The 15,254-nt window shown below is 72.8% G+C and carries 14 protein-coding genes and 1 tRNA gene; 9 read left to right on the forward strand and 6 right to left on the reverse strand.

The window, feature by feature from the left end; all coding sequences use genetic code 11:
• Nucleotides 1-514: DUF3662 domain-containing protein (locus ACP4J0_RS35695; protein ID WP_426603182.1), on the reverse strand; the 514-nt coding region annotated here is incomplete at its 3' end.
• Between the two features lie 549 nt (nucleotides 515-1,063).
• Between ACP4J0_RS35695 and ACP4J0_RS35700 the strand changes: the two genes are divergently transcribed.
• Nucleotides 1,064-1,150, forward strand: a tRNA-Leu gene (locus tag ACP4J0_RS35700).
• A 400-nt stretch (nucleotides 1,151-1,550) separates the two neighbouring features.
• On the opposite strand, the gene ACP4J0_RS35705 is transcribed toward ACP4J0_RS35700, so the two are convergent.
• The 3 genes from ACP4J0_RS35705 to ACP4J0_RS35715 all read right to left on the reverse strand — a co-directional run bounded on the left by ACP4J0_RS35705 (nucleotide 1,551) and on the right by ACP4J0_RS35715 (nucleotide 3,976).
• Nucleotides 1,551-1,820, reverse strand: coding sequence for a hypothetical protein (locus ACP4J0_RS35705; RefSeq protein ID WP_426603184.1), 270 nt, complete (start codon nucleotides 1,818-1,820; stop codon nucleotides 1,551-1,553).
• Between the two features lie 8 nt (nucleotides 1,821-1,828).
• Entirely contained in the window at nucleotides 1,829-2,509 is a 681-nt protein-coding gene (locus ACP4J0_RS35710; protein WP_426603186.1) for a hypothetical protein, read from the reverse strand.
• Nucleotides 2,510-3,085: 576 nt separating this feature from the next.
• On the reverse strand, nucleotides 3,086-3,976 hold the full coding sequence (locus ACP4J0_RS35715; RefSeq protein ID WP_426603188.1) for a carbohydrate-binding protein: 891 nt from the start codon (nucleotides 3,974-3,976) through the stop codon (nucleotides 3,086-3,088).
• Nucleotides 3,977-4,412: 436 nt separating this feature from the next.
• Between ACP4J0_RS35715 and ACP4J0_RS35720 the strand changes: the two genes are divergently transcribed.
• The 6 genes from ACP4J0_RS35720 (at nucleotide 4,413) to ACP4J0_RS35745 (ending at nucleotide 10,498) form a co-directional block, all read left to right on the forward strand.
• The gene (locus ACP4J0_RS35720; RefSeq protein ID WP_426603229.1) at nucleotides 4,413-5,921 is read left to right on the forward strand and encodes a DUF2252 domain-containing protein; all 1,509 of its coding nucleotides are present in this window, start codon (nucleotides 4,413-4,415) and stop codon (nucleotides 5,919-5,921) included.
• Between the two features lie 79 nt (nucleotides 5,922-6,000).
• Entirely contained in the window at nucleotides 6,001-6,816 is an 816-nt protein-coding gene (locus tag ACP4J0_RS35725) for a hypothetical protein (protein WP_426603190.1), read from the forward strand.
• A 49-nt stretch (nucleotides 6,817-6,865) separates the two neighbouring features.
• On the forward strand, nucleotides 6,866-7,195 hold the full coding sequence (locus ACP4J0_RS35730) for a rhodanese-like domain-containing protein (RefSeq protein WP_426603231.1): 330 nt from the start codon (nucleotides 6,866-6,868) through the stop codon (nucleotides 7,193-7,195).
• A 285-nt stretch (nucleotides 7,196-7,480) separates the two neighbouring features.
• Nucleotides 7,481-8,350 (forward strand): DUF5819 family protein, encoded by an 870-nt coding sequence (locus ACP4J0_RS35735; RefSeq protein ID WP_426603192.1) that lies wholly within the window; start codon nucleotides 7,481-7,483, stop codon nucleotides 8,348-8,350.
• Nucleotides 8,347-9,693: an HTTM domain-containing protein gene (locus tag ACP4J0_RS35740; RefSeq protein ID WP_426603194.1), complete on the forward strand. Its 1,347-nt coding sequence runs from the start codon at nucleotides 8,347-8,349 to the stop codon at nucleotides 9,691-9,693. Before ACP4J0_RS35735 ends, ACP4J0_RS35740 begins: the two co-directional genes overlap by 4 nt.
• 10 nt (nucleotides 9,694-9,703) lie before the next feature.
• Nucleotides 9,704-10,498 carry a TrmH family RNA methyltransferase gene (locus ACP4J0_RS35745; protein ID WP_426603196.1) on the forward strand — a complete coding sequence of 265 codons (795 nt, stop codon included), beginning with the start codon at nucleotides 9,704-9,706 and terminating at the stop codon, nucleotides 10,496-10,498.
• Here the strand turns inward: ACP4J0_RS35745 and paaN are convergent.
• Nucleotides 10,495-12,186, reverse strand: coding sequence for a phenylacetic acid degradation protein PaaN (gene paaN, locus ACP4J0_RS35750; protein WP_426603198.1), 1,692 nt, complete (start codon nucleotides 12,184-12,186; stop codon nucleotides 10,495-10,497). The genes ACP4J0_RS35745 and paaN overlap by 4 nt on opposite strands.
• Nucleotides 12,187-12,344: 158 nt before the next feature.
• Here paaN and ACP4J0_RS35755 point away from each other — a divergent pair, with 158 nt between their 5' ends.
• Together ACP4J0_RS35755 and ACP4J0_RS35760 are read left to right on the forward strand one after the other, a co-directional pair.
• Complete coding sequence (locus ACP4J0_RS35755) at nucleotides 12,345-13,859, forward strand: 3-hydroxyacyl-CoA dehydrogenase (RefSeq protein ID WP_426603200.1); 1,515 nt, start codon at nucleotides 12,345-12,347, stop codon at nucleotides 13,857-13,859.
• Nucleotides 13,856-14,503, forward strand: coding sequence for a TetR/AcrR family transcriptional regulator (locus ACP4J0_RS35760; protein ID WP_426603202.1), 648 nt, complete (start codon nucleotides 13,856-13,858; stop codon nucleotides 14,501-14,503). Before ACP4J0_RS35755 ends, ACP4J0_RS35760 begins: the two co-directional genes overlap by 4 nt.
• Nucleotides 14,504-14,633: 130 nt before the next feature.
• Here the strand turns inward: ACP4J0_RS35760 and ACP4J0_RS35765 are convergent, their stop codons facing one another.
• A complete protein-coding gene (locus ACP4J0_RS35765; protein WP_426603204.1) occupies nucleotides 14,634-15,152 on the reverse strand; it encodes an Lrp/AsnC family transcriptional regulator in 519 nt (172 codons plus the stop codon).
• Nucleotides 15,153-15,254: the final 102 nt, after the last annotated feature.

Here is a 15,254-nt window from a genome sequence, read left to right on the forward strand (position 1 = left end):
GTGCGGCCGGCATGGGCGGGGCGCCCGCGGGGGCGGAGGGCTGCGGGTAGCCGTAGCCACCGCCGGCGCCGCCGGGCCGCCCGGTGGGGGCGGGGGGCGCGGAGGGGCCCGCGGAGGGCGGGCCGCCCTGCTGGTTGCTGGAGGAGGCGAGCGTACGGCTGCGCACCCGGTACAGGCCGGTGTCGAGGTCGTCCGCCTTCTCCAGGTGGACCTTGATCGGTCCCATGAAGGTGTAGCGCTGCTGCTTGGCGTAGTCCCGCACCATGCCGGCGAGCTCGTCGCCGAGCTGGCCGGAGTAGGGGCTGAGCCGCTCGAAGTCGGGCGTGCTCAGCTCCACGATGAAGTCATTGGGTACGACGGTGCGGTCGCGGTTCCAGATGGTCGCGTTGTTGTCGCATTCGCGCTGGAGCGCTCCCGCGATCTCCACGGGCTGCACCTCGGACTTGAACACCTTCGCGAAGGTGCCGTTGACCAGACCTTCGAGACGCTGCTCGAACTTCTTCAGGACTCCCATGGGGCACCTCCTCCGTCGCTGCCGTCCTGTCCACTGCCTTGCGTACTGCTGCCTTGCGTATCGCTGCCCTGCGTACCGCTGTCTTCCGTACCGCGTACGAGCGAACCGCTCACCCGCGCACTGCTTACCTGGTACTGCTTACTGATCGTATCCACGCGCCGGTCGATCGGCTGGTTCCCCCTGTCGGCCCGGTCGACAGGTGTCGACGCCTCTCGGAGTTCCCGCCGGAGCTCCCCTTCGAACGCTCGGGGCCCTTCGGGATGTGCTCCCGCAGGTACTCATGCCCAGGATCGTAGAGGCGGCCGCAGACCAGTGTCCCGCACCTGGCTGCGGACCCCTACCGGCTCCCGGGGAGACGGACCCGACCGGTACGAGGTTGATACGTGAACGGCCACGGGCCGCGACGAGTGCCCGAAGGAGGGCGGGCGCCCTGCTCCCGCGGCCTGCCCCGCCTGCGAAGGGATGTGAATCCACCCCTTCCAGCGTGCTAATGTTCTCGTGTCGGAAGGCGCCGGACCGCAAGGAACGGGGCCCGAGGACACACCCAATGCGCGGGTGGCGGAATAGGCAGACGCGCTGGATTCAGGTTCCAGTGCCCGCAAGGGCGTGGGGGTTCAACTCCCCCCTCGCGCACCAGGGAGCACCGTCGAGGTGCTTCAGCTGCATCGAAGAGACCGGCCGCATCGTATTCACGATGCGGCCGGTCTCTTGTTTGTGAGCAATGACACGTGAGCGGCCGACGCCTCTGCGGCTGTCGGCCGTCGGCCGTCCGGCTCGGTATCCGGCTCCGGCTCCGTGGGTCTGTCCCGGGGTGCCGGGCGTGGCGGGGGTGTCGGCGGCTTGTGAGGAAGATCTCAGGGGCTGTCTTCGGGTCTGCCGACGTGGCTTTTGGGGGCCGTGGTGTCGGGCTGGTCGCCCGGGGGCGGTGGTCGCCGTGGGACGAACGGTGCCCGGCCGGGTGTGGGACCGGCCGGGCCGGCACGGGTGCCGTGCATCCTCGGGCGAGAGGAGCGCATGAGGGACGGTGTCCTCCTCCTCAGTCCGGGACGTGGTCGCAGTCGTCGGTGTGGTCAGGGATGTGGCCGAGGTCGTCGGCGTGGTCGGGACAGGGGCCGTCAGGGGCGTCCGACAGGTTCGCCTGGTAGGCGCGGTAGGCCTCCTCGTCCGTCTCCTCGTAGCCCAGTTCCCGGTAGGCGGTGGCGTCTCGGAGGTTGTGGACGACCTGGACGGCCTCCCCTTCCTTGGCGAAGTAGCGTGCGCGGGGACCGATGGAGGGGTCCGCGCCTCTGGTGGATTCGCGGCTCATCCGTGCCCCTAGTCGGAGATCTTGTGCCACGAGATGCGGGGCGCGCGCACCTCGGCGCGTTGCACCGTGCTGTTCTCGGCCACCCGGCCGTAGGCGGCGGCCACCACGCGGAGGGTGGCGCGGTCACCGACGACGACGTTCCGCGTGAGGGATCCCTGGCCCACGTGGCAGGCCTGGTAGCCGTTGCCGGCGGCCGGGAAACCGTACTGGTGCTGCACCACGCCGTACCCGGTCAGGATGACGTCGTCGTCGCGCTGCAGGGCGAACGAGATCCACACGTTGGTGCTGTACCTGGCGATGGCGCAGATCTGTCCCACGGCCATGGCCGTGACCTGGTAGACGCCCGGCTCCGGCAGCGTCGCGACGCAGTCGGTGGGGGTCCACTCGCCGTTGACGGGCAGCGAACGGTTCTGGCCGGCGGCCTGTCCGTATACGGGGGTGAGCCGGGCGCCGATGGTCCACGTGTCGGGGCAGTTGTCGCCTCCGGTGTCGGTGACATCGATGTCCACCGAGCGGGCGCCGCCGATGTTCCCGCCCCGGTCGATCCCGGAGGGGACCGTGCGCGGGACCAGCAGCCCGTCGGGTGTGCAGCGGAGGGTGTTGCAGTCGTCCGGGTGGAGGACCGGTTCGAGCTCGTACGGGTCGTTGCGCCTGCCGGTACCGGTGACCTGGATGCAGGACGTGCTCACGATGTCGGTTCTGTTCGGGGGAGGAGGTACGGTCATGTCACTTCCCTGGCTCGTGCGAGTGGTGTCCGGAAGTGCGGTCCGGCCGCCCGGTCGTCGGGGGCGAACATGAAGTGGGCCCGCCGGTCGGTGAGTCGCGTTCCTCCGCGGGGAAGGGATGCCACACCGTCGGTGCCGAAGGCCGAGGCCGCTTCCTCAGTCGAAGCTAGGAGCGGCTTCGCGTGTGCACCATGGGGTGAGCAGGGCCGATCGGGGCACGGGGCGGCGAGAAGGATTCACCTTATTGTGTGAAGTGCGCGGCTTGAGGTGGTGCGCACCTCCTCGGTGCGTGCTCACAGCGCCTTCCGATGCGTGGAGGCCCGTCCTGTGGCGCCCCCTGTCCACCTGGCCGCGGTAAGCGGTCCCGGTGTGCCGGGAGGCTGTCTCCGCGGCCCTGCACGACGTGCGTGACCAGGGGTTCCTGCCGGTGCCGCAGCAGCCGGACGCCCCCCAGGACCCAAGCTCGGACCCGGGGGGCGTGCGCATGGCCGGACGCGGTGTCACGGAGCGGAGCGCGCCGTGAGGAAAGTCTCAGAGGTCTCAGGAGTCGGCGCGCCACAGGGCGGGCACGCGGGGCGGCTCCCAGCCCGTCATCGAGGTGTGCGCCTGGAGGCAGCGGTATGCGCCGCCGCCGTACGTCACCCGGTCGCCGGCGGTGTAGGAGCGGCCCGCCGCCCAGGTGCCGCTCGGCGGGTCGGTGGGCGGGTCGGTGGGGTCCGGGCCCGGCCCGCCGTCCACGTCCAGGACGAAGTCGAAGCTCGCCTCCCTGCCGCCGCCGGCGTCGCGGACGTTCATCAGCAGGGCCGGGTCGAAGAGCGCGTCCGTGCTGTTGCGGGGTTCGCCGGGGAAGTAGAGCTGGGTGGTCAGCACGGGCTCGCCGGGTGCCTGCGCCTTGACGTGGATGTGCCGGGTACGGCCCGGATAGAGGCCGGGGACGATCGTCCGCAGGGTGAACGCGCCGGTGGCGTCGGTGAACTGGTGGCCGCGGAAGGCGTATCCGGTCATGTCGTAGGCGCCGGCGTTGTCGGCCTGCCAGAAGTCGAGCAGTACGCCGGCCAGCGGGACGCAGTTCCGCCCGAAGACGTAGCCGCTGACGGTCAGCCGGGTGCCGGCTGTGCCGGGGGTCACCAGGTCGGTGCGCAGCGGGGAGTTCGGCTTGAAGTAGGGGCCCTCCATCTGGTCGGGCGTCGGGTCGTCGCCGTCGTCGCAGAAGGGGGTCGGTGACAGGGTCCGTCCGGTGGAGGAACGGGCGGTGTCCCGGGCGAGCGCCATGGAGCCGGTGGCGAGCAGCGGCACGGTGGCGCCGGTGGCGAGGGCCGCCCTGAGCAGCGTCTTGCGGCTGATGCCGCGGTCGGTATCGGTGCCGGGGCGGGCGTCGGCACCGGTGCGGGAGCCGGGTTCGTCGGGGGTGGTGGGGGCGTCGGAGGTCATGGGGGCTCCTCGGTCTCTTCCGTCTCTGCGGTCTCTGCGGTCTCTTCGGTGGAGTGGTCCCTCGGGGAGGTGGACGGGACGTGCGGCATCCGGGACGTGAGGACAGGGAACGCGCCCGCCGGTGCGGGGCAGGCTTGTCGTGGCTTCGGCGGGCGCGTGCCGTGGTGATCGCTGCACACCGTAGGCGCGCCGACGGGGGCCCGGGCACCTCCTGTTCCGCCCTCTGCCGGGCGTTATGCGGGCGGTGGGGCGGGGCGGGGTGGGGCCCGTGTACGGGCGGTTCGGCCGGGGGTACGGTCGTGGCGCGTCGGCGTCGGCGTCGGCGTCGGTGGTCGGGCGAGGCGCGGACGCGGGCACGGCACGGTGACGAGTACGGCACGGTGACGAGTACGGCACGGTGACGAGTACAGGGAGGGCGGCCGGGATGGGCGACGCGATGACGGGGGCGGTGGCCGGGGCGATGAGCGGCACGGGGACGGCAGCAGGGGCAGCGGAGGCAGCAGGGGCGGCAGAGGCGGCGGAGGCGGCGGAGGCCCGTGCGGGTACGGAGCCCGGTGGGGGCGCGCGAGTGCCGGTCGTGCCGGGGTTCGCGCGGTGGCCCGTCGGCGGCTCGCCGAAGGAGGAGGGCAAGGCGCTGCGCACGGGTGTTCCGCGGTCCGCGCACGCCGTCCTCGACCCGGACCACTCCCGGCCGGACGCGGTGACCGCGGTCGAGGAGTCCAACCGCGGCCGGATACCCGGGCTCACCCCGATACGCGCCGGGCGGATGGCGGCCACGCCGTTCGCCTTCCTGCGCGGGTCGGCGGGGCTGATGGCGTACGACCTGGCGCGTACGCCGACGACGGGGATCGGAGCCCAGATCTGCGGCGACGCGCACGCCGCCAACTTCGGCCTCTACGGTGACGCCCGCGGTGGCCTGGTCATCGACCTCAACGACTTCGACGAGACGGTCCACGGACCCTGGGAGTGGGACCTCAAGCGGCTCGCCGCCTCGCTCGTCCTCGCGGGCCGGGAGGCCGGCGCGGACGAGGACACCTGCCGCGCGGCCGCCCACGACGCGGCGGGCGCCTACCGGCGCACCATGCGGCTGCTGGCCAGGCTCCCGGCGCTCGACGCCTGGAACGCCATCGCGGACGAGGAACTCGTCTCCCACACCGACGCCCACGACCTGCTCGGCACGCTGGAGCGGGTCTCCGAGAAGGCGCGGGCCAACACCAGCGGGCGTTTCGCGGCCAGGTCGACCGAGCCGACCGAGGACGGCGGGCGGCGCTTCGTGGACGCCCCGCCGGTGCTGCGGCGCGTACCGGCGCAGGAGGCCGCGTCGGTCGCCGCCGCGCTGGAGCCGTACCTGGCCACGCTCTCCGAGGACCGGCTGCCGCTGCTGGCCCGGTACGCGGTGCACGACGTCGCCTTCCGGGTCGTCGGGACCGGCAGCGTGGGCACGCGGTCGTACGTCGTGCTGCTCCTGGACCACCGCGGCGAACCGCTCGTCCTCCAGGTGAAGGAGGCCCGGCCCTCGGCGCTGCTGCCCCACCTGGCGACCGCCGGCTTCGACACCCCCGAGGTCGCGCACGAGGGACGCCGGGTGGTCATGGGGCAGAAGCGGATGCAGGTGGTCAGCGACATCCTGCTGGGCTGGACCTCGGTCGGCGGGCGGCCGTTCCAGGTGCGGCAGTTCCGCAACCGCAAGGGCAGCGTCGACCCCACGGCCCTGGCCGCCGACCAGATGGACGACTACGGCCGGATGACCGGCGCCCTGCTGGCCCGCGCCCACGCGCACAGCGCCGACCCGCGCCTCATCGCCGGCTACTGCGGCAAGAACGACGAGCTGGACCAGGCGGTGGCCGCCTTCGCCGTGGCCTACGCCGACCGCACGGAGGCCGACCACGCCGAACTGGTGACCGCGGTGCGGGCGGGGCGGGTCGCGGCGGAGCTGGGCGTGTGACGGAGCTGGGCGTGTGAGGGCCCCCGGGCCCGCCGGGCACACCGGAGGGGGCATGCCGATCGTGGCCTAGGCTGGTCGGGTGACGACGCCGGAAGCTGAGCCCGAGCAGGGGGGTGCGCCGCGTCCCGAGGAACGGCTGGAACAGGCCGTACGGGCCGCCGAGCAGGCACTCATCGAGTACGAGATCGCGCTGGAGACCTTCCGTGTGGAGGTCGAGAACTTCTCCCGCCTGCACGAACAGCGGCTCGGCCCGGTGTACGCGCGGCTCGAGGAGCTGGAGGCGCAGATCCTGGAGGCCAGGGCGGCCCGCACCGGTGACGCCGAGGACATCAGCCGGGCCGACGAGGCGCGGGCCCGGCTGATGCCCATCCCCGGGGTCGAGGAGCTGCTGCACGGCTGGATGGACGGGGACGGCCTGTTCCCGGAGGCCACGGCGATGCTCACGGACCAGGCGGTACGTCCCCCGCAGCGGGTGCGGCCCGGCGAGGAGGCCCGCAAGCTCTACCGCGAGCTGGTCCGCAAGGCCCACCCCGACCTGGCGCAGGAGGACGAGGAGCGGGCCCGGCGTGAGGAGTTCGTCACCCGGGTCAACGCCGCCTACGCCCGCGGTGACGCGGCCGCGCTGCGCGAGCTGGCCGAGGAATGGGCCGCGGGGCCGGCGCCCGTACGGCGTCCGAGCCGGGGCGAGGAGCTGTACGCCCGCCTCGAATGGCTCGACCGGCGCAAGGAGATGCTGACGCTGCTCGCCAAGGAGCTGGAGGAGAGCGCCATCGGCGCCATGCTCCGGCTGGCCCCGGACGATCCCGACCGTCTCCTGGAGGAGATCGCCGAGCAGCTGGCGACCCAGGTGCGGGAGCGGGAGGCCGAGCTGGCGGCGGCGCTCGGGCAGGACTGAGCCCGGTGGTGGCTCGGGTAGCGTCTGGGGCATGAGTTTTGGAGCTGGTGTGCCCACGGTCGAGGTCACGGACCTCAAGGACGGCGACTTCCTGCTGGACGTCCGCGAGGACGACGAGTGGCAGGCCGGTCACGCTGCCGGGGCGCTGCACATTCCCATCAGCGAGTTCGTGGCCCGGTACGGTGAGCTGACCGAGGCCGCCCCGCAGGAGGGCCGGGTCCACGTGATCTGCCGGTCCGGCGGGCGCTCGGCCCAGGTCACCATGTACCTGGTCCAGCAGGGCATCGACGCCGTGAACGTCGACGGCGGCATGCAGGTGTGGGCCGCGGCCGGCCGTCCCGTGGTGGACGGGAAGGGCGAGCCGGGGCACGTCGTCTAGCGTCGTCCGCCGTCCGGGTCGTCTCCGGGCTGTTGTCGGGCTGTTGTCGGGCCGTCTCCGGGTTGTCCCAGGGCTGTATCCGGGCCGTCTCCGGGGTGCCGCGGACGTCGGCGCACGGTGACGGATGTGGCGACGGCCACGATGCGGCCGGTCCGCCGGGGCTGTGCGGGCGGCCGGTCCTGAGTACCGTTCCCGTTCGAACGCTGCCGGGCAGCCGCACCAGTGGCGCGCGGGAGCCCCGCGGCGGGGCGGGCGGAACGACGGTCGGGACCGGAACGGGGCGTAATGGACGCGTACGACACAGGTTCGAACGCCTCCCGGCGGGGGCGGGTCGAGCAGGCGGGCCTGAAAGGGACCGGGGTGCCCGTCGGGGCGGGGACCGAGTCCGGGACCGGAACCGGTCCCCGTACGGCGATCGCGGAGTCCGGGCCGGCGGCAGCGGAGCCCCGTAGCGGGGTCGCCGCGCTCTCCCCGCGGTACCAGGTCGGTGCCGTGGTCGCCCTCGCGGTCGTCGCCGTCGCCGTGTGCGCCCACATGGGCCTGGTGTTCCTGCACGTCGCCCCCTCGAACACCCTCACCAGGCAGCACGGCGCCGCGGTCGACGAATGGGTCTACCCGGAGTTCGAACAGAACTGGAAGCTCTTCGCGCCCAACCCGCTCCAGCAGAACATCTCCGTCCAGCTCCGTGCCGAGGTCACCACGGCGGACGGCGCGATACGGACGACCGGCTGGTACGACCTGTCCGCGGAGGACGGCCGGAGCATCGACGGCAATCCGCTGCCGAGCCACACCCAGCAGAACGAACTCCGCCGGGCCTGGGACTTCTTCGTCGCCACCCACGACTCCGACGACCGTGCGGTGGGCCTGCGGGGCACGCTGTCCGAGGAGTATCTGCGCCGTATCGCGGTCCTGCGCCTGGACCGGAACGACGCCGCCGGGCCGGGCGGCGTCGTCGAGCGCGTCCAGTACCGTTCCCGGACCGTCAACGTGACGCCGCCCCCGTGGAGCGGTGAGAACGTCTCCGACCGCCCGGTCTACCGAGAGCTGCCCTGGTGGCCGGTGCCCGGCGACACGCAGGACGGCACCGCACGGGACGGCACCGCACGGGACGGCACCGCGCAGGGCGGTATCGCGCAGGAAGGGGGCGTCGCGTGAACGGCATCGTCCTCTCCGTCTCCCGCGGCATCGCCCGCGTCACCGGCGCCGCGCTCGGTCCGTACCAGACCGCGGTGATCCGCATCGGCTTCAGCGCCACCTGGCTGCTCTTCCTGCTGCGTGAACTGCCCCACCGTCACGAGCTGTACGGCCCCGACGGGCCCTGGAGCCACGACCTCGCCGAGCGGCTGATCGCGGACAACGGCGCCTTCACGACGCTGATGTGGTCGGACGGGCGGACCTGGTTCGAGATCGTCTACGCGCTGGCGGTGCTGAGCAGTGTGCTGCTCCTGCTGGGCTGGCGCACCCGGACCATGTCCGTCCTCTTCATGGTCGGCGTGCTCTCCCTCCAGAACCGCAGCGTCTTCATGGGGGACGGCGGCGACAACGTCCTGCACCTGATGAGCATCTACCTGGTCCTGACGCGCTGCGGCCAGGTGTGGTCGCTGGACGGGCGCCGGGCGCGGCGGGCGGGTGCGGCACGCGCGCGTGGGGAGCGTGTCGTGGACCGGGTGGGGCCGGTGCTGTGGTGCGTGTTCGGGTTCGTGCTGCTCACCATGACGTCGGCGGGCGGGCTGGACGGCGACTGGTTCGTTCCGGCGCTGCTGTGGGCGGTGTGGGCCGCGCAGGGCCTGTGGTGGGCCGTGGGGCGCTGGGCCGGCAGCGGCGAGCCGCGGATCCTGCTCGATGTGGTCGCCAACATCGTGCACAACGGCGCGCTGGTCGTGATCATGGCCGAGGCGTGCCTGATCTACGCGACCGCGGGCTGGTACAAGATCCAGGGTTCGCGCTGGCAGGACGGCACCGCGGTCTACTACCCGCTCAACCTCGACTACTTCTCGCCCTGGCCCGCCCTCTCCGACGCGTTGGCCGCCAACGGCACGATGGTCATGCTCATCACCTACGGCACGGTCGTCGTGCAGGTCGCGTTCCCGTTCACGCTGTTCAACCGGCGGGTCAAGAACGTGCTGCTGGCCGCCATGATGACCGAGCACGCGGTGATCGCCGTGGTGCTCGGGCTGCCGTTCTTCTCGCTGGCGATGATCGCGGCGGACGCGGTCTTCCTGCCGACCTCGTTCCTGCGCCGCCTGGGTGACTGGGCGGCACGTGCGCGGGGCCGGTCGGGAGGCCGGCCGCCGGCCCGGCTGCCGGGCATGCGTGGGGGCGGCCGTGCGGCGGCGCTGCCCGGACCCCGTGCCCACGATGACAGGGAGGTCAGGGAGGTCAGGGAGGACAGGGAGGACCGGAAGGGCGCGGAGGGTCCTGTGGGCCCTGTGGGTCCTGTGGGCCCTGTGGGTCCCGCGGGTCCCGCGGGCAAGAGGGCCCCGAGCACACCCACGTAGGCTTCGGGGCATGACCGGCCCCGCCCCCGATCCCCGCCCCGACCTCGCTGCGCCGGCCGCCTGGCGTCGGCACGCCGGAGCGTGTGTGCTGCTCGACGGCTTCCACGCCCTCAAGCACGCGCTGCGTTTCGGTGCCGAGGTTCCGGTGGCCGTCACCAGTGACCGCGCGGGCGCCCTGGCCCTCGCCGACGAGCTGGCACCCGACGTACGGGACGCGCTGGACGGTCTGCTGGACGAGGTGCCGCAGGAGGTGTACGCGTCCCTCGTCGCCCGGCCGCATCCCACCGCGGTGGCCGCCCTGGCCGTACGGCCCTCGCGCACGGCCAACCTGCGGGCGCTGACGCGGCTGCCCCGCCGTACGCCCGTCGTGGTCCTCGACCAGCCGCGCAACCTCGGCAACGCGGGGGCGGTGATCCGGCTGGCCGCCGGTTTCGGGGCGGCAGGTGTGGTCACCACGGGCACGCTCGACCCGTGGCATCCCACGGTGGTGCGCGGCGGGGCGGGGCTGCACTTCGCGACCGCCGTGGAGCGGCTGGACGTCGGGGAACTGCCGCCGGGGCCGGTGTTCGCGCTGGACCCGGAGGGCGAGGACATCCGCGGGGTGAAGCTGCCGGACGACGCGCTGCTCGCGTTCGGTTCGGAGCGCAGTGGGCTGTCGCGGGAGCTGCGCGCGCGTGCCGACCATCTGGTGGCGCTGCCGATGCGCCCCCAGGTCTCCAGCTACAACCTCGCGACCAGTGTGGCCATGGCGCTGTACCACTGGAGTGCCACCGGGGGCGCACCGCAGGCGCCGAAGCACGACTAGGCCGGCCGGCGCACCTCCACCACCCGGAAGCGGTTGGCCACGAACGCGCCGTCGCACAGCGCGGCGTTGGCCGCCGGGTTGCCGCCGGAGCCGTGGAAGTCGGAGAAGGCGGCCGTCTGGTTGACGTACACCCCGCCGGTGAGGTTGAGGGAGAGCTGGGCCGCCTCCTCCAGGCAGGCCTCCTGCACGGCCTGCTCGACCTCCGGGTCGGTCGTGTACGCGCCGACGGTCATGGCGCCCTTCTCGCGGACGCTGTGGCGCAGCAGGTCCACGGCGTGCCGCGCGGAGTCGACGGCGACGGCGAACGAGACGGGGCCGAAGCACTCGCTCGTGTAGGCGGCCTCGTCGTCGGGCTTGGCGCCGTCCAGTTTGACGATCACCGGGGTGCGCACGACCGCGTCGGGGAAGTCCGGGTGGGTCACCTCGCGGGAGGGCAGGGCGACCTCGCCGAGGCCGGCGGCGGCCTCCAGGCGGGCCTTGACGTCCGGGTTGACGATGGCGCCGAGCAGGGCGTTCGCGCGCGCGTCGTCGCCGAGGAGCGTGTCGACGGCCCGCGCCAGGTCGGCGGTCACCTCGTCGTACGTCCTGTCGCCCTGGTCGGTGCGGATGCCGTCGCGGGGGATCAGCAGGTTCTGCGGGGTGGTGCACATCTGGCCGCTGTAGAGCGACAGCGAGAAGGCCAGGTTGGCGAGCATTCCCTGGTAGTCGTCGGTCGACTCCACGATCACCGTGTTGACGCCGGCCTTCTCCGTGAAGACCTGCGCCTGGCGGGCGTTGGCCTCCAGCCAGTCGCCGAAGGACGTGGAACCGGTGTAGTCGATGATCCGGATCTCGGGCCGGGTTGCCAGGGTCTTGGCGATGCCCTCGCCGGGGCGCTCGGCGGCCAGCGCGACCAGGTTCGGGTCGAATCCGGCCTCGGTGAGGACGTCGCGGGCGATCCGCACGGTGAGCGCGAGCGGCAGCACCGCGCGCGGGTGGGGCTTGACCAGGACCGCGTTGCCGGTGGCGAGGGAGGCGAACAGGCCCGGGTAGCCGTTCCAGGTCGGGAAGGTGTTGCAGCCGATCACGAGGCCGATGCCGCGCGGGACCGGCGTGAACCGCTTGGTCAGCGCCAGCGGGTCGCGCTTGCCCTGCGGCTTGGTCCACTCCGCCGCCTCGGGGGTGCGGGTCTGCTCCGCGTACGCGTACGCCACCGCTTCCAGGCCGCGGTCCTGGGCGTGCGGGCCGCCCGCCTGGAAGGCCATCATGAAGGCCTGCCCGGAGGTGTGCATGACGGCCTGCGCGAACTCCATCGTGCGGTCGGCGATCCGCCCCAGGATCTCCAGGCAGACCATCGCGCGCAGCTGCGCGCCCGCGTCCCGCCACTTCCGCTGTCCGGCCCTCATGGCGGGCAGCAGCACGTCGAGGTCGGCGTGCGGGTAGGTCACGCCCAGCTCGATCCCGTACGGGGAGACCTCGCCGCCCACCCAGTCGTCGGTGCCGGGCTGGCCGAGGTCGAGGCGGGTGCCGAGCAGGGCGTCGAAGGCTGCCTTGCCCCCGGCCGTGTCCAGGCTGCCGTTCTCCCCGTAGGCCTTGGGGTGTTCCGGGTGGGGGGACCAGTACGCGCGCGTGCGGATCGTTTCCAGCGCCTGGTCCAGGGTCGGCCGGTGCCGGTCGATCAGCTGGTGCGCGGTGAGTGCGGCGGCCATGCGGGACCAACTCCTCGTCTCACGAGCTCTCCGTCGAGTCGTGACCTGGGGGAAGTCTGGGCAGGAACAAGCGGTCACGGCTAGAGTAACCGAACGATCGGTCGGGACAAGGGGGACCGCCGCATCTGTGGAAAACCCCGTGCGGGAGGATCGCGCACATGACAGCACTCGACCTCAGCAGCCCCGTGGCCGTCGTCGGCACCGGCACCATGGGCCAGGGCATCGCCCAGGTGGCGCTGGTCGCGGGCCATCCCGTACGGCTGTACGACGCCGTCCCCGGGCGGGCCCGGGAAGCGGCCGGCGCGATCGGCGCCCGGCTCGACCGGCTCGTCGAAAAGGAACGGCTCACCGGCGCCGACCGGGACGCGGCCCGTGCCCGGCTGGAGCCCGCCGAGACCCTCGCCGACCTCGCCGGCTGCGCGCTGGTCGTCGAGGCGGTCGTGGAGCGGCTGGACGTCAAGCAGGAGCTGTTCCGCGCCCTGGAGGACGTCGTCGGCGACGACTGCCTGCTCGCCACCAACACCTCCTCCCTGTCCGTCACCGCCGTCGGCGGAGCGCTCCGCGACCCCGGCCGCTTCGTCGGCCTGCACTTCTTCAACCCCGCGCCGCTGCTGCCGCTGGTGGAGGTGGTCTCCGGGTTCGCGACCGACCGCGCGTCGGCCACGCGCGCGTACGAGACGGCCCGCGCCTGGGGCAAGACCCCGGTCGCCTGCGCCGACACCCCCGGCTTCGTCGTCAACCGCGTCGCCCGGCCCTTCTACGCCGAGGCGTTCTCGGTGTACGAGGCGCAGGCGGCCGACCCGGCCACCATCGACGCCGTGCTGCGCGAGTCCGGCGGCTTCCGCATGGGTGCCTTCGAGCTGACCGACCTCATCGGGCAGGACGTCAACGAGGCCGTCACGCACTCCGTGTGGCAGGCGTTCTTCCAGGACGCGCGGTTCACGCCGTCGCTCGCCCAGCGCCGCCTGGTCGAGTCCGGCCGGCTCGGCCGCAAGAGCGGGCAGGGCTGGTACGACTACCGGGACGGTGCCGAACGCCCCGAGCCGCACACCGCTGAGCCGGCCGACCGGCCGGCGTACGTCGTCGTCGAGGGCGGCCTGGGGCCGGCCGCCGAGCTGGTCACGCTGATCCGCGAGGCCGGTATCGAGGTCCGTGAGGAGGACGGCGGCAGCGGGTCGCTCCTCCTGCCCGGTGGTGGCCGGCTGCTCCTCGCCGACGGGCGGACCTCCGGCGAGCTCGGTGACGTCGTCCATTTCGACCTCGCGCTCGACTACCGGCGGGCCACCCGTATCGCCCTGTCCGCCCACCGGGCCCTGCCGCCCCGGACGCTCGCCGAGGCCACCGGTCTCTTCCAGGCGCTCGGCAAGAAGGTCAGCGTCGTCGGCGACGTTCCCGGCATGATCGTCGCGCGTACGGTCGCGCGGATCGTCTGCCTGGCACACGACATGGTCGCCCAGGGGGCGGCCTCCGCACAGGACGTCGACACCGCGATGCGACTGGGCGTCAACTACCCGCTGGGCCCCTTCGAGTGGGACGACCGGCTCGGCCACCACTGGGCGTACGGACTGCTCGAGGGCCTGCACCGGCGCGAACCCTCGGGGCGCTACGCCCCGTCCCTCGCGCTCCACCGCCACGCGCACGCATCCGACGCAGGGGAGGGAACCCCCTCATGACCACCGCCAGACGCGACACGTACACACCCGAGACACTGCTCTCCGTCGCCGTGCAGGTCTTCATCGAGCGCGGCTACGACGGCACCTCCATGGAGCACCTCTCCAAGGCGGCCGGCATCTCCAAGTCGTCGATCTACCACCACGTCACGGGCAAGGAGGAGTTGCTGCGCCGGGCCGTGAGCCGGGCCCTGGACGAGCTCTTCGGGATCCTCGACGAGGAGCACGCGCGCGTGGGGTCCGCCGCCGAGCGGCTGGAGTACGTCGTGCGGCGCATGGTCGAGGTACTCATGGCCGAACTGCCCTACGTGACACTGCTGCTGCGGGTGCGCGGCAACACGGGCACCGAGCGGTGGGCGCTGGAGCGGCGGCGCGAGTTCGACCACCGGGTGGCGGATCTGCTGAAGGCCGCGGCGGCGGAGGGGGACGTACGCGCGGACGTGGAGGTGCGGCTCGCGACGCGCCTGGTCTTCGGCATGATCAACTCGATCGTCGAGTGGTACCGCCCCGAAGGCCCCGGCGGTTCCGGTGGCGCCGAAGACTCCGGCGGACCGGGCGGCAGGGGTGGCGCGGGTGGCGCGGGTGAGCGGGAAGTGGTCGACGCGGTGGCGCGGCTGGTGTTCGGAGGGCTGCGCAGGGCGTCCTGAGCCGCCGGTGGCCGGGGCCGGTGATGGGTCTGCACCTGTGGTCGGCCGGGGCCTGTGGTCGGCCGGGGCCGGTGGCCGGCCGGGGCCGGTGGCCGGCCGCCACCGGTGGTTGGCCGGGCCCGGTGGCGGGTCAGTTCTGCGGTTCGAGGTCCTCGGTCTCGAACACGAGCAGGGTGCGCGTGCTGAGCACCTCCGGGATGGCCTGGAGGCGGGTCAGCACCAGCTCCCGCAGGGCCCGGTTGTCGGGGGTGTGCACCAGGAGCAGGACGTCGAAGTCGCCGCCCACCAGGGCGATGTGGGAGGCCCCGGGGAGCCGGCGGAGCTGGGAGCGGACCGTGCGCCAGGAGTTCTGGACGATCTTCAAGGTGATGTACGCCGAGGTGCCGTGGCCCGCGCGCTCGTGGTCGACGCGGGCACCGAAGCCGCGGATGACGCCGTCCTCGACGAGCCGGTTGATGCGCGCGTAGGCGTTCGCGCGCGAGACGTGCACCCGCTCGGCGACCGAGCGTATCGAGGCACGGCCGTCCGCCTGGAGCATGCGCAGGATGTCCTGGTCGATGGCGTCCAGCGGGCGCGGGGGCGGCGGGGCGCCGGACTCTTCCTGCTCGCCGGCGTCCTCCGGGTGTTCGGCCATTTGTTCAGATGCCATGTCCCCCCGCCTTCTTACCATGGACGTACTGCGTCCATCTCAGGCTGTGGAGAACCGTTTGTCCACAGCCTGGGGCCGCCTGTAGCCAGAATGTGCCGACGA

Origin of the sequence: Streptomyces sp. WG7 (genome assembly GCF_049975785.1) — a bacterium.
GTDB lineage: Bacteria > Actinomycetota > Actinomycetes > Streptomycetales > Streptomycetaceae > Streptomyces.

Bases quoted from the DNA above. Each gene is read 5' to 3' on its own strand.
- ACP4J0_RS35760 (WP_426603202.1), top strand. From the start codon at position 13,856: ATGACCACCGCCAGACGCGACACGTACACACCCGAGACACTGCTCTCC.
- ACP4J0_RS35765 (WP_426603204.1), bottom strand. From the start codon at position 15,152: ATGGCATCTGAACAAATGGCCGAACACCCGGAGGACGCCGGCGAGCAG.
- ACP4J0_RS35720 (WP_426603229.1), top strand. From the start codon at position 4,413: ATGACGGGGGCGGTGGCCGGGGCGATGAGCGGCACGGGGACGGCAGCA.
- ACP4J0_RS35705 (WP_426603184.1), bottom strand. From the start codon at position 1,820: ATGAGCCGCGAATCCACCAGAGGCGCGGACCCCTCCATCGGTCCCCGC.
- ACP4J0_RS35715 (WP_426603188.1), bottom strand. From the start codon at position 3,976: ATGACCTCCGACGCCCCCACCACCCCCGACGAACCCGGCTCCCGCACC.
- ACP4J0_RS35755 (WP_426603200.1), top strand. From the start codon at position 12,345: ATGACAGCACTCGACCTCAGCAGCCCCGTGGCCGTCGTCGGCACCGGC.
- ACP4J0_RS35745 (WP_426603196.1), top strand. From the start codon at position 9,704: ATGACCGGCCCCGCCCCCGATCCCCGCCCCGACCTCGCTGCGCCGGCC.
- paaN (WP_426603198.1), bottom strand. From the start codon at position 12,186: ATGGCCGCCGCACTCACCGCGCACCAGCTGATCGACCGGCACCGGCCG.
- ACP4J0_RS35735 (WP_426603192.1), top strand. From the start codon at position 7,481: ATGGACGCGTACGACACAGGTTCGAACGCCTCCCGGCGGGGGCGGGTC.